Annotated in this window: 10 protein-coding genes and 1 pseudogene; 1 reads left to right on the forward strand and 10 read right to left on the reverse strand. The window is 63.7% G+C overall.

Annotated features, from left to right (window positions below):
• Positions 1 to 728: 728 nt before the first annotated feature.
• The 9 genes and pseudogenes from AC5RVS_RS14640 to AC5RVS_RS14680 all read right to left on the reverse strand — a co-directional run bounded on the left by AC5RVS_RS14640 (position 729) and on the right by AC5RVS_RS14680 (position 11,351).
• Entirely contained in the window at positions 729 to 2,999 is a 2,271-nt protein-coding gene (locus AC5RVS_RS14640) for an ATP-binding cassette domain-containing protein (RefSeq protein WP_494108672.1), read from the reverse strand.
• 10 nt (positions 3,000 to 3,009) lie between these two features.
• Positions 3,010 to 4,638 (reverse strand): serine/threonine-protein kinase, encoded by a 1,629-nt coding sequence (locus AC5RVS_RS14645; RefSeq protein WP_494108673.1) that lies wholly within the window; start codon positions 4,636 to 4,638, stop codon positions 3,010 to 3,012.
• A 3-nt stretch (positions 4,639 to 4,641) separates the two neighbouring features.
• On the reverse strand, positions 4,642 to 6,174 hold the full coding sequence (locus AC5RVS_RS14650) for a trypsin-like peptidase domain-containing protein (RefSeq protein WP_494108674.1): 1,533 nt from the start codon (positions 6,172 to 6,174) through the stop codon (positions 4,642 to 4,644).
• A 442-nt stretch (positions 6,175 to 6,616) separates the two neighbouring features.
• Positions 6,617 to 7,030, reverse strand: a complete 414-nt coding sequence (locus AC5RVS_RS14655; protein WP_494108675.1) for a pilus assembly protein TadG-related protein — start codon at positions 7,028 to 7,030, stop codon at positions 6,617 to 6,619.
• A gap of 86 nt (positions 7,031 to 7,116) precedes the next feature.
• The gene (locus AC5RVS_RS14660; RefSeq protein ID WP_494108676.1) at positions 7,117 to 7,503 is read right to left on the reverse strand and encodes a hypothetical protein; all 387 of its coding nucleotides are present in this window, start codon (positions 7,501 to 7,503) and stop codon (positions 7,117 to 7,119) included.
• 440 nt (positions 7,504 to 7,943) lie between these two features.
• Positions 7,944 to 8,390 (reverse strand): hypothetical protein, encoded by a 447-nt coding sequence (locus tag AC5RVS_RS14665; protein ID WP_494108677.1) that lies wholly within the window; start codon positions 8,388 to 8,390, stop codon positions 7,944 to 7,946.
• 419 nt (positions 8,391 to 8,809) lie between these two features.
• Positions 8,810 to 9,069: pseudogene (locus AC5RVS_RS14670) on the reverse strand (CpaF family protein); the annotation flags it as partial.
• A gap of 1,059 nt (positions 9,070 to 10,128) precedes the next feature.
• Positions 10,129 to 10,743, reverse strand: a complete 615-nt coding sequence (locus tag AC5RVS_RS14675) for a DUF8453 domain-containing protein (RefSeq protein WP_494108697.1) — start codon at positions 10,741 to 10,743, stop codon at positions 10,129 to 10,131.
• A gap of 14 nt (positions 10,744 to 10,757) precedes the next feature.
• Positions 10,758 to 11,351: a DUF4145 domain-containing protein gene (locus AC5RVS_RS14680; protein WP_494108678.1), complete on the reverse strand. Its 594-nt coding sequence runs from the start codon at positions 11,349 to 11,351 to the stop codon at positions 10,758 to 10,760.
• 270 nt (positions 11,352 to 11,621) lie between these two features.
• Here AC5RVS_RS14680 and AC5RVS_RS14685 point away from each other — a divergent pair, with 270 nt between their 5' ends.
• Positions 11,622 to 12,383 carry a hypothetical protein gene (locus AC5RVS_RS14685; RefSeq protein WP_494108679.1) on the forward strand — a complete coding sequence of 254 codons (762 nt, stop codon included), beginning with the start codon at positions 11,622 to 11,624 and terminating at the stop codon, positions 12,381 to 12,383.
• Between the two features lie 174 nt (positions 12,384 to 12,557).
• Here AC5RVS_RS14685 and AC5RVS_RS14690 read toward each other — a convergent pair whose 3' ends face one another.
• Positions 12,558 to 12,692, reverse strand: a complete 135-nt coding sequence (locus AC5RVS_RS14690; protein ID WP_494108680.1) for a hypothetical protein — start codon at positions 12,690 to 12,692, stop codon at positions 12,558 to 12,560.
• Between the last annotated feature and the right edge of the window lie 429 nt (positions 12,693 to 13,121).

A 13,121-nucleotide genomic window follows, 5' to 3' on the forward strand; every position in this document is an offset into this window, starting at 1 on the left:
CGAACAACTGTGAGGGACCATTCAGAATGAGTTCGCTGGCGCACCCCGATTTAGGCGCAGCAGGGTCTCAGCCTCTCCAGCCTGGCAGCTGCCGCGACTGGCCCTCAACCTAGGCCACGCTTTCTGAAAGACAGAGGGATGAGCTTCGATCCAGAGACCGTCGTAAACACCGAAAGACGGCGCCTTCATTCACTTGTTCACCGTGACATGCCAGTCGCAGAAAGACTTCACGCTGTCGACTACCAGCTCGTACACCCAATGGCGGAACTCTCAGCAAGACCAATTACCTCGCCGACGTGGCGTCGAAACGCCTCGAATACCTTGTATTCCACGCGAGTCGGAGATTTCTCTCCTATCGTCCGGGACGCTGGTCATTCTTCGATACATCGCCCAAATAGTACTCAGCGTGGGTGTTGACGACGAGCAAGAATTTCGTGCCTGGCATACGGATGTTTACGAGCAGAGGGACGGTCGCTGGGTGGCTGTCTGGTCTCAGGAAACTCACTGACCCGACAAGAGACCTCCGATCGCATGTGAAGACTCCGGCCGTCGTTTACTCCGGGAAGTCCTGGTGTTCACACACATCCCATGGACTGGGCAAGCTGATCAGGACCGCTCCAACTCGATATTCCCTCCTCTGACCCGGCCCACGCTCCAGCGATTAGCTCCAGCGCATAACAGCACGTGCGGGCCGGCCGGGTGATTGGCAGCCGGCCGACTTGGACATCTCACCTCCACGGCTGCCGAGTCACGGAGCGGTGCAGCGCCCACGCCGCAAGCGCGAGGAACACCAGGGCCTGGACACCGAGCAGCCCAAGGTCGACGAGCCACTGCTCGGCGGTCGGGTCATAGAGCGGGTCGACGTCCGGTGCCGGAGGTTGCTGGAGTCCCACGGTGACCGCTGTTGCGGCGTAGCCGAAGCGGGCGGGAAGCAGCCAGGACGCCTGTTCGAGACCGGCGCGCCCTGCGATCTCGAACAGCCCGCCGCACAGGATGAGCTGGGCCATTACCAAGGCGACGAGCGCGGGCATGGTTTGCTCCGTCGACGTCGCCGCGGCCGAGATCACGAGCGCGGCGACAGTCATGGTGACTCCGACTGCCGCCACCGCCACCGCCACCTCCACACGTCCGTCGCCCAGTACCCGGGCCTCGTCCGGCCCCGGAAGGCCAAGGAGCGCGAGCATGGTGAACAGCACGCACTGGCCGGCAACCAGCACGCCGAGCACCGCCACCTTGCTCAGCAGGTACGCCCCCGGGGAAAGGCCGACGGCCCGTTCCCTCCGGTAGATCGGCCGTTCCACAACCAGCTCACGCACGGAGAGGGCAGTGCCCATGAGCGCGGCACCGACCACGAGGACGACCAGCCGCTGCTGGACCTGATGGAGATCACCTTCAGCTTCCCTCAGTGACAACCCCGCCCTTCCGGGAAAGGCGTGTGCCATCAGCGCGAGCAGCATGGGCATGCCGACGAGGAGGACAACGAAGAGCCGGTCCGCGGCGACGACGGCGACGTTGCGCTGGATCAACGTCCACAGCTGTCGCACCGGAGCCGCGCGCGGCGGCGGAGGCGCGTCAGCCGCCGGGACCGGTACTTGGGCGGACGCTGTCCGTCCAACGTAGGCGTCGCGGGCGGGCGAGCGGGCGTACCGGCCCACCCATGTCTGGTCCTCGAGCGCGGCAAACGCGGCCGGGTAATTGTCCACCCCGAAGAAGGGGAGCACGTCCGCCGGCGGTCCGAAGAACGCCACCCGTCCGCCTGGGGCCAGGACAAGCACGCGGTCGCACTCGTCAAGGGCAAGGACACTGTGAGTGACTACCAGCACGACACGGCCGGCATCTGCGAGCGCGCGCAGGCTCCCCATGACCTGCTTGTCCAACCCAGGGTCGAGCCCGGAAGTGGGCTCGTCCAGGAACAGCAGCTGGGGTGCGGTGAGCAGTTCCAAGGCGATCGAGGTTCGCTTGCGCTGCCCGCCGGAAAGCGAGTCGATCCGCTGGTCGATCTGCTTCGTCAGCTCGACCTCTGCGAGGACCTGGTTCACCCGCTCGTCCCGTTCGGCGGCGCTCGTGTCCGGCGGCAGGCGCAGCCGGGCGGCGAACTGGAGCGCACGCCGGACGGTGAGCTGCCGGTGGAGGATGTCCTCCTGCGGCACGAGTCCCACCAAGAACCGGAGCTGGGCGTACTCGGCGTAGAGGTCCCGCCCGTTCCAGGTGACGTGCCCGCGGGTGGCCGGGCGCAACCCGGTAAGCGCGCCGAGGAGCGTCGACTTCCCCGCGCCGGACGGCCCGATAACCCCCACGAGCGTGCCGGCCGGAACGGTAAGCGACACGTCGTCCATCAAGTGCACGCCGGTTTTGGTGGTGACCTCAAGGTGCCGGGCACTGAACACGGGACGCTGCGGTGCTCGCAGTGACAGGTGGATACCGTCCCATGTCAGGGTAGTGGAGCCGATCCCGATGAGGTCACCCGGGCGGAGAGACACGTCGCCATGGATGCGTTCACCATTGACAAAGGTGCCGTTGAAGCTGCTGGTGTCACGCAGGACGGCGTGTTGTTCGCCGATCTCGGCGGTAGCATGGTGCCGGGAGGCGAGCGGATCGTTTACGACGACGTCGCATGACCGCGAGCGCCCAATCGTGAGCACACGCTGTGTCGCTGGCTGCCGGCGCGGTTCGGTGCTGAGGAGCAGTTCAGGTCCGTCCAGGCCGCCAAGACGGAGGCGGAGGCTGCCTGATTGGAGCGGTACCGGCCCGTCGATCGCTTGGTCCGTCCCGGCGATCCAGGTGCCGTTGCGGCTGGCCTGGTCGGCGACCCACCACGCACCGTCGCGGTGCCAGAGGCGGACATGCTCGCGGCTGACTCGCTCGTCGTCGAGGCGGATGTCCGCGCGCGGGCCCCGACCCACCCGGATCGCGTGTGCAGGCGGGAAGCTCCAGCCGCGCCCGTCCACGTGCACGTATAGCACCGTTTCGTTCGGGGACGGCGGCAGATGTTCGGGCATTGGGTACCTCTCACTCCCTCCGGCGCAGGGATCCGGCGACTTCGTCAAAGACCTCGGTGCGCTCCTCAAACAGCGACGAGGGGGCAAAGAACACCAGGAGTTGAACCGGGTCGGTCTCCACGACGAGGGCGCGGACCTGCAGCGTGACAGCGGACGAGAGGGGCACCGTGCCGTCCATGGCCTGGCCCTCGACCTCCCCGACGGTGGTCACGCCGCGATCCACCAGGTGCGCGTCCCGGCCGGGCAAAAGAGCCTCGGCGGTGCCGACCCGGGCATCCGGAGATTGACCGCCCAGCCCAGCGGGCCGGTGGTAAATGGTGAGCCCGACGACGCGGTCCGGGTCATCGGTGGCGGTCCGGGCTGCGGCCGCCGGAGCGTCCGGCTCGTCGGCGAAGAGCGCAGTGAGATCAGCGTCGGACAGCACACTAACGGTGCTGTCACCCGCCTCGTGGGTGCGGGGGGTCCAACTCTCGGGGACCTCAAGCGTGTACGGGATGCCGTCGGCACGGAAGGTCACACGCTCCTCCGCGGAGAGCATCCGAGGGAGCAAGCCAACAGCGAGAAGCAGGACGAGCACAGCGCCCAGCGCCGCCAGCAACCCGACGCGTGCCCGCCGCGGCGCGCCCCGCACGCGCAGCGACCCGCCGCGCCGGCCATCCTGGGGGGCGAGGCCGGCTGGGCTTCCTGCTTTGGTGAGGTCGTCATCGCCTTCCTTGTCAGGCGCGGTCCCCGCAGGCCGGGTGTCGGCGGTCGCATCTTCGGGGGGCAGGGCCGGCGCATCGCCATCGGGGGCGCCGCCGGACATCATGGCGACCAGCGCACCACAGGAGGCAGGCCGGTCCTCCGGTCGTTTCGCCATGCCGTCCAGGATGGCGAGCCCGACAGTGGAAGGGAGTTCCGGTTGTTCCTCGGAAAGGCGTGGCGGCTCCTCCGTCATGTGGGCCCAGAGCTGGGCCGAGTCGTCGTCGTAGTCGAACGGCGGGTGGCCGGCGAGCAACGCATACGCGACGCACGCCAGCGCATACACGTCGGCCCGACCGTCGACGTCTTCGCCGCGGATCTGCTCGGGCGCGACATAATCCAGGGTTCCGAGGAAGTGGCCCGCCGTCGTGATTCCGGTCGCAGACGTGGCTCGCTTGGTGAGGCCGAAATCGGTGAGGTAGATGTGCCGGTGGCCGTCCGCCCGGTCGTCGGAGAGCAGAATGTTGCCGGGTTTGACGTCCCGATGTACAAGTCCGGCCGCGTGTGCGGCGTCGAGCGCGGCGGCGGTGTCAGAGAGGATTCGAAGCACTTCGCCCAGCGGGAGCCGGCCGCGTGAGTCGAGCTCGGCCTTGAGGTCGGTGCCGCGCACGTAGCGCATGACGATGTACAACTGCCCAGACCACTCACCGGCGCCGTAGACGGGCAGGATGTTGGGGTGGTCCACGGAGGCTGCAAGCCGGGACTCACGGGCGAACCGCTGGCGAAACTTTTCGTTGGCCGAGAGTTCAGGGGCGAGGAGCTTGAGTGCGACGGAGCGGCTGAGCTGGACGTCGAGCGCCCGGTAAACGACGCCCATGCCGCCCCGGGCGATCAGTGACTGGATGCGGTAGCCTGCGATCTCGGTCCCGGGATTGAGATAACTTCCCAGATGCGCCACGGCTCAGCCGACCCGATGACCGCAGCGGACACAGAACCGCGCTCCCGGCAGAACCTGCCGGCCGCACTGGGGGCAGAACGCCACGGCTTGTGTGTTGGAGTCGTGGGGAGCCAGGGGAACCGCTGTGCGGGTGTGGTCTGCGGCCGCCGGACGTGGATTCGCGTCCGGAACCGGCGGTGCCGCTTCAGCAGCTGACCTGCCGGGCGCGGGAGGATGCCGCGGGGCGGGGGTCTGGTGCTCTGCGGCTTCGGTCCGGCCTGAACCAGTCCGTCCGCGGCCTGCTTGCTCCCGGTCGAGCCATGCTGCCGTCGTCGACCCAGCCCGAGTGGGTAGCTCGTCGGCGGTTTTGGAACGGTTCGCCGGCGCCGTTGCCCCGGGAGCTGGAGACGGGCGGCCGGCGCCCGCTGTAGTGGCGCCGCCACCCGCTTGAGTGGTCACGGACCGGCTACGCCGGCGCAGAGCGATGGCTCCGATGACGCCCGCCAGGAGCAGGAGCCCGGTGAGGATCGGCAGGAGTTCGGGCGGCAACGAGTCCCCCGTGTCCATTTCCGCCTCTGCCGCTGGTTCGCCGTCGGACTGTCCGTCCCTCATGGTACGAGCCTCCTCGAGATGGCTCGCCGCCAAGGCGGAGTCGTAGTACGTCAAGGACTCCTCGAGCGCGCTCTCCGCCGATCCACCCCGGTTTCCGGACGCGAGGTGGTCGACGCCCCGGCGGAACACGGCGTCGAACTTCGACGGCGTCACCGCCAGTCCCGCCTTCGCCAAGGCCGCCTCAATGGCGGCGGAGGGCACGAGCGTGGCCCGTCCGTCCCGTTGACGCGGCCCGGCGAGGCCGAGGACCTGACCGGTCGCCGTGTCGAGCACGGGTCCGCCGGAGACACCGGCGTCCAGCGGCGCTGCAAGGTTCTCCGGAGAGCTAATCCGGCCGGCCGCCGCGTCCACCTTCACCGGAATCTCGGCCGGCCCAGCCGCGGGCGCCGGCCGCTTGGTGAAGCCGAGCAGGACGCTGGCCGCGCCGGGCGCCGTGTCCGCCGGGGATAGCGATGCTGTAGGTGTGGCACCGCCGCCACTAATACGAAGCAGCGCAACGTCATGGGGCTTGGACGGGGCATTGAGCAACTCGGCCATGACGCCGCCGGGCTCAGAGGTGTAGGTGCGCACATGGTATTGCGGGACGCGAAAAAGGACACAGTGCGTCACTTGGTCATAGCAGTGGTGCAAGTGCGGGGCCCAATAGCGGTTTGGTGTGGTTCCCCGCCGGGCGGGGTTGCCGCCGTTGCGGACCGGCACACCAATCTCGTTGGCGAACAGTTCGTTCGCGGCATAAACGGCCACTGCGTCCCGGTCGACGGCGAGGTTCTCCCAAGTGGTGGCCACGATCCCGTCCGCAGAAACCAGAACGCCGGTGGCGGACCCGAGGGGCACGGTGGACCGGCCGCGCTTGACCTCCACCTCCCCGGTGGTGTGGTCGATGTGCGCAATCTCGGCGACCGCTCGAAGCTCGATCCGCACAAGCGCAGCCTTGGCACCCTCCATGCCGCTGTGCAGCCTGCCTGACGGGGACGGGGCGGGGCTGCTTGCCGCCGTCAGCGCCACCGCCGTGAGGATGCCGAGGAGGATTAGGAAAAAGGAAGCACACGTGTGGGCATGGCCGAAGCGTCCAGCCGACGACTTCAAGGATTCTCTGTTGACAAGCACAGTCCGCACTACTGCCCCAACTTAAGTGGTCCCCTGCTCCCTTGCCCGTGAGGCTAGCAGGTCGCATCAGCGGCGGGAAGACATCGGCCCGTGCTCAGGATCCAAAGAGGCAAATCGTGGCGGTTCCTGCAGCTTCCGCTGTCGTTTACGCCGCCTCAGTTCCCTGACCGCCGCGGCGAAGGGTGCCCATGCATTTACGTGCTGATGGGCTCCCGGCCGGAGGCAGTGACACACGCCCTCAAGGTAATCACCCTGGCCGACCGCGCTTTCCCCGTCCCGGTCAGCGTCTGAGTTCCGAGCGTGCGTCGCTGGAAACGGTCACAGGAATACCCGCCGGAACCAGGAAATTGACCACCGGCGGCCGGACGACCGTACTCAGGACCACGTGCGCCGTGCGCTGCTCCGGGGAGCCGGTGTCGCCGCCTACGGTCAGCTGGTCAAACCTCCCGTACGCACCCGTGTCGGATAAATACCGTGAGACGGATCCCTTCACGGACTCGTCATCCAGCGTCGGCACGGGTGTCCCGGAATTCGATTCGACGTCGGCCAAGGCGAACGTGTCCGCGGCAGCCAACGCGGCCCCGTCCGCAACGGACAGCAGCTTCTTCCGTTCGACATACACGGCGGAGGCACCCATCACCACGGTCAGGATCAACAGACTCAACAACACGAAGCCGATGAGCAGCACCAGCACCTGACCCTGATCATCGTTGCTGTCCCTTCGGCTTCCTGCGCCGTTGATGCAACGGGCAGTGCGGGCACCTGAAGGTCTTCCGGGCATCATCGGTAGCGTTCCACTATTTGGGTCGCCGAAGAGTTCACGGTCGCCATGGTGAGGCCCGTGCCATCCAGCAACGGCAGCGGGATCGGAATTGCGACTTCGGTGGTGACCGAAGAGCCCGCTTCCAAGCACGCACCATTGCCGCAGCTAATCCTGATATCCATACTCTCCGGGCCAAAACCGAAGTCCTCGGCGGCCAAGAGCGCCGCCAGCTGGGCGGCCTGACCAGCAGCTGCGGCCTCGTCCGACCCCGCATACACTTTCGCCGCTTGGTCCGCGGCATTCACGACGGGGAACGACGCCGGCTGCACCTGTGAGACCGCGATGACGAAATAGACCACCGGAACCAAAAGCAGCGTGCCAAGGAAGACGAATTCGGCTTTCATACCGAGAGAGTCATCGTCCGGCAAGATGAAACGGCCGCCTGGCCGTACGTATGCACCGGAACCCGCTGATGGATGGAATCATTCTCACGGCAGGATTCATACCCGTCACAGCTCGGCACTGCGCCCCTTTCGATCGATACACGAACGACATGATTGGAGCATCATCGGTTCCTAAAGCGTCGACTGTTGACTCGATCCGGACAATCTTCGTCCTGCACCAGAATTGGCCTGAACACGTTTTTTCGACATCGCGTTGCCACCTTCGCGGTGTAAGTTGACCCGGATTCCATGGGCAGTCCGTGTTGGACGTGAGCGTCCTCGCAGTACGGCGACCCTGATATGTCGGCCCACAGGACGAACGAGAGCGGTGGCTCCGGCGGACCGGTGCCACCGCTCTCGTGATGTTGAATACTCAGTCCTTGCTAGCGCAGGTTGCGCAGCTATTTGGAAGGGTACTCCCAGATCCAGCCGCTTTCTCCATACGGGTCGAATGCAACAGAGCCCTTCTTAGTCGCAACATCCAGGATCACCACACCTTCGACCTTCTCCCCCTTGCCTAGGTAGTCCGGCAGTTTGCGGGTTTCGTCCGCCAGGCAGTTGTGAGTGATGTCTGACTCCACCGTATTCATGCGCGTCCCGTTGGCTGCATACCCCTTCCAGTAGTGCGGGGTGAAGCCGATCATGCCGGGCTGGCCGTTGACCGACAAAAGTCCCTCGAACTCGGGCGAAGTCTCGATTTCCATCGTTACGGCTAACGGGTAGCCGTTCGGCTTGGCAGCGTAGGGTGCATCGCATGTGATCCGCTTGAGGGAAGTGACCTTGAGCTTCAGGTCTTTCGTGTCGTCCTCAAGCTGGGTCCATGCGACCTCCCCAGCCTTCTTGATCACCTGGCCACGGGAGTTGATGTTCCGTGTCGGCGTCGGTGTCGGTGTGGGACCGGGCGTTGCAGCTGGAGCAACTGAAACGGTTGGCGCGGGCTCGGCTTCAGGTGTTCCGCAGCCGCCAAGGAGCACGCTACTTAGAACGACGCTAACCAGAAGTCGCTTTGTATTCATTAATTTATTCCCCCAACAGGTTCGAGTGGTTCGGGACTAGTCTAGGGAAGAGTTAGGACGCTTTGTGCAATGTGCCCCGTATTGACCGCTATTTCAAGGAAAGATTCCCCTTTCGACAGACGTTTTGTCTACACAGAACTGCTGGAGCCTGCCCGGCCACTTCCGCCGTACCTGTTGGGTGGGCGGTTTTTCCCAGCAGGACCACCAAATCAAAAAGAGCCCCACGCCGCCAAGGAGTCCCGCCGCCGTCGTCATGGCGCCGGTTCCAGCAACTGCATGACTTCATATCCTGCGCGCGCGAACTACTCCCCGCGGGGCTGGCAGAAGGACTCACCTCAAGCTGACCGCCCTGGCGGCTGAACAGCGTGGACGTTTCGATGATCCCGTTCTGCACCCGCCGGCCCAGCGAAACGATCTCCGCGACCTGCCTCCTGCCGTCTGGCCGGCAGACGCAATGGACCACGAGGTCGATGCACGATGCCACAGTCAGAACCACGAAGGCGGACGCGATTACCTTGAAGGCACTACGTAAAAGTAGTGCCCCGGCAGGGCGGGAACCCTCCGAGGCGTGGCAATCAAATATGCGGTTTGATTGCAGAGACAGCATACCGGCTGCCGCCTCCACTTCTCCACCGTCTGCGATTGCCGCAGGCGGTTTTTCTTTACGGACCTACGCCATAACCAGCGACCGGGCGGTGACACCCTCCTGAACGCTTGCAACCGCGCGAGCGAGGCAGCAGCTAGCTACTGCACCTAAGCGATAAGCAGGCACGGCCAGAAATGGACCGGGCCCAATTGTCGTCAAATGCAGCAGAGAGAGGGCGGGGGCGGCGGGAATTTTGGGGATGGGGACTTCCGGGAAAGAACCAGCTTCCGCAGGGAGTCCGCTCACGCGCCAGCAATCTAAGCCTCAAGTGCCCCCTGCGACACCACTCTGGGTAGCTCTGGCCTTCGGTCGTTACTGCCACGCGTGGATACGCTGTTGGCATGCGAACCGACGTTGTCCAGGTCCAGCTCGTCAGCCAGTGGTGGGCCGATCCACTGCCAATCGTGGCCATCGTCCTCTCGATAGGCACCCTGATTTGGACCATATGGGACAAGCGCCGCGACTCTGCCAACTTAAAGGTTCGCGCCATACCCACGACCTTCTTAGGTCCGTTCAATATGTGGTTTGTGTCTGTGGAGGTCAGAAACGCCGGTCGCAGCCATTCAACCGTCGTTAACTCAATAACTCTGGAATTACCGACCGGCGAAACAATGCACCAGCTCGAAAGCCCGGACCCGGCCGCCGTGACTGCCGCGACGAATCGAGCCCGGCGAATCGTTCCGTTTCCTGTTCGGCGTCAGACAGATTGCCCGAGCGATGAACGACCGCGATGCAGACCCTTCCCGGGTCAAAGCCGTTGTCGACTCAGGCCATGGAAAGAAACGTGGCCGGTTGTCCCGACACACCGTCCAGATGATCCGCACCGAGATGGCCGAGCTAAGCCATCGCGACGCATACGTCGCCGCGCAGCCGGAGGAGCCGGCCAGCCCGTCCCGCTCAGAGGACGGGGCGGACTAAGGCCTTCTAAGGGAGCTGGTCGTCAGCTTCTGCGGGCTGTAACTCTTTGACCGTCCCAGTCAGCTTGTCCAAGCGGGCCGCCACATTGTCCACTGACTTCCTTACAAGGTGGAGACTGCCGTCCGGATCGTCGCGCATATCGCGCCAATCGGCCATGTCCACTGTATAGGCCAACGTTTCCAAAGGTCCGAATGGGCCGTCGGCGTTGATCGTGAATGTATAGGCTTGGTCCCCCGCCTGCCCCAGAAGGTCATAGCCTTGGCCCAGATGCCAGCTGATCTCCCTTCCCGGCGTAAGCGACTGGAATCCTGCCGCAAGCCGGCGCTGCACGTTGCCGATCCTGTCCACGTTGCGGTCATCCGTCGGAAGCGGAGAGCTCACCTCAGCTCGAACGTTGGTGGCCACGGTTGGCCCGCTGTTCCCAATCACTAACATCAGAGCGGACCCACCTTTTCGGTTCTCGCGGATGTCGATCCAGACGTATGGCTGGGCCGCATCAATGCGCAGCTGCCGCTGAATCTTTGTCTGATCCTTGGCCGCTTTGGCGGCAATGCCAGTGAAATACAGCGCAACCAACGCGATAAGTGCAGCACCGCCGGCAATCCAAGCCTCCGGGCTCATCTCGGCCACGAGATTCAACTCCCGGCACCCTTGTTCTTCCTCGCCTCGCGCGCAGCGCGAGCCCTAGCAGTACGTGCTGGTCCTTGGAACAACTCAGAAAGGAGGTCGTCCATCAGTACCAGGACCTCCTCGGCTTCTTCTCGGGATACGACGGCGGCAATCTCGCCCGCCGCTTGTTCATCCGTCTCCTGTCCGTCCGGAGCATCAGGCATATTGAAGTCGCCGTGCGCCGCGTCGTTGCCCCAATGCCGAACTTCGTGCGCCGCTTCCTTGATGCCGTCACGTATCAGCCCCATCTTGGCCAAGGCTTCGATTCTTGCGTACAGGTCCCGGCCTTTCGCCCCCTTGTACTTGGCGGATGCTTCAACCACCGCCCGCGCAACGGCAAGAGCTCCTCGATAGGCTGCGACCGAATGGCAGCGCCAGGCCTCGGCCGCGGCAGAGTCGATAGGAGAAGGAACATCCGGAAATGCTCGAGTATCGCCCGGTGCCGGTGACCACTTCGGGTCATGGATGTCGTCGGGCTCGGACGGGAGTTGAGCCTCCGTAACCCAAGTAACAACACTTAATCGATGACAGGCATCGCATGCATAAGCTGCATCTGCCACATATCGGTTGGAACCTGGAACCACACGAGAATAGGGGCCAGTTTTTAGGGTTAGATGTGAAACTGTCTTGCACCATCCGCACGTTGTAGTCGCCATCGCTCTAATGTAGTGGATCGTCTAACCAAATGAGACGCACTAAGCGCCTCGCGCACGCGCGCGCGCCCCCCCCTCCTTCTGCGCCGGGGGGAGATGACCACTGCCGGCCGACTCGGGTCCCACACAAGCGCCTTGGAGAGTTCGCCCCCCCCTACCCCTGTAGGCTCGTTCACCGTGGAGAAAAAGAAGAAGATCGAACGGACGAGCGTTGGTGGCTTTGCGGTTCTCATTGGCGTGAGTCTCCTGCTGGTTGTAATCGGTGTGGTTTACGCCAACGCCACCGATTCTCAAGTGGCTTTCTGGAGTTCCGCGCTTGGCACCGCTCTGGGAGGCATGGTTGCTGTGCTGGCGGCATTTGTGTTTTGGGTGCTGGATAGAAAGGCAACGGAGGCCCGTGAAGTCGTCGCGCAGAGCGCTGCGAAGGCCCTTGCGCTTTCTGAGCATTCCCACCAAGCTGCTAAAGCGATTCATCAGCTCAACCAGCGGATCCGCCGCGCAACTTGGAACTGGCCCTATGACAAGGAAATGGGATATCCGTATTTGGACGACGAGGTCCAGAAAGCAGTGGCAGACAACGTCGATCAGGTGCTGCTTCAACTCGCTTGGATAAAGGATCAGAACCTTGCGAACGAACTACGCAAAGTCATCAAGTATTTGGAAGGCAACCACGAGTTCGAGTTGTTTATCCCCGGACGGCAGAGCTATTACGGTCGAGCGGTCGAAGTAACGACTTGGATGGACCGCGTTCTCGAGAAGCACGTCAAAGACTCCGATGAGCCAATCCCGCCTATGCCTCACGAGAAGGAGTACCAAGAGGCTTGGGAACAGTATTCGGAACTGATGGAGGAATACGCGGAGGACTACGAAAAGTGGGAGGCAAAGCAGGAGGCTGAGTCCTCGAGGAAGGCCGAAAGGGCAGGCCCGGCCCAACAATAGACGGTTCCTCTACTTGGTTCTCCACGAGACGGCGGCCGGTCCGGACAAGTGCCGGACCGGCCGCTCTGGCGCTGGGAACCTCACCACCGTAAGGAGCCGGCTCCGTTCCCATCCATCCCGGCCCGGAGCAAGCTCGACTCCGGACCGGGTGAGGTTGACGCCGGAGAATGCCGGCTACGCGCCGGCAGGCAGGGTAACGGCAACGACGCCGAGCGGCTGGAACACCGAGACGGAGAACCGGCCTTCGGTGCGAGCCTTGAGCTGGTTCCTATCAAACAGCTCGCCAGCGTCGGACCAAGAACTTTGCATCAGGACAGTTCTTCATTGTCGGCACGCTCGCATTCACCGACGAACAAGTATTAAAAGTTCATGACGCCGTCACTGCTATACGCACTAAACACGGCTACCGAAGCGGCGATCAATTAAAGTTCCAATCAAAGGTTCGCCCAGCGCATGTTTCAATTCAGGCAGCAAAAGCAGCGAAACAGGAAGTAGTTGCCCAGCTTGGGAAAATCGGCGTATGCATGGTCACCTCTACGTACTTCTTCATGACATAGGCAAGAACCAATCAGAGCAAGTGCGTATGGAGATGTGGCTCAACACCGTTGCGTACGCTTACCACAAACTACTTAGGACCGAAAGCGGCTCATCGGAATCGAGAGTGTAATTGAGGTCTGAATCCTCCGGTTTCGAGCAATGACCGCGCGATGTAATTGGTGAGGTTGCGGAATCCGAGGG

Source organism: Arthrobacter sp. Y3221048 (genome assembly GCF_059092685.1).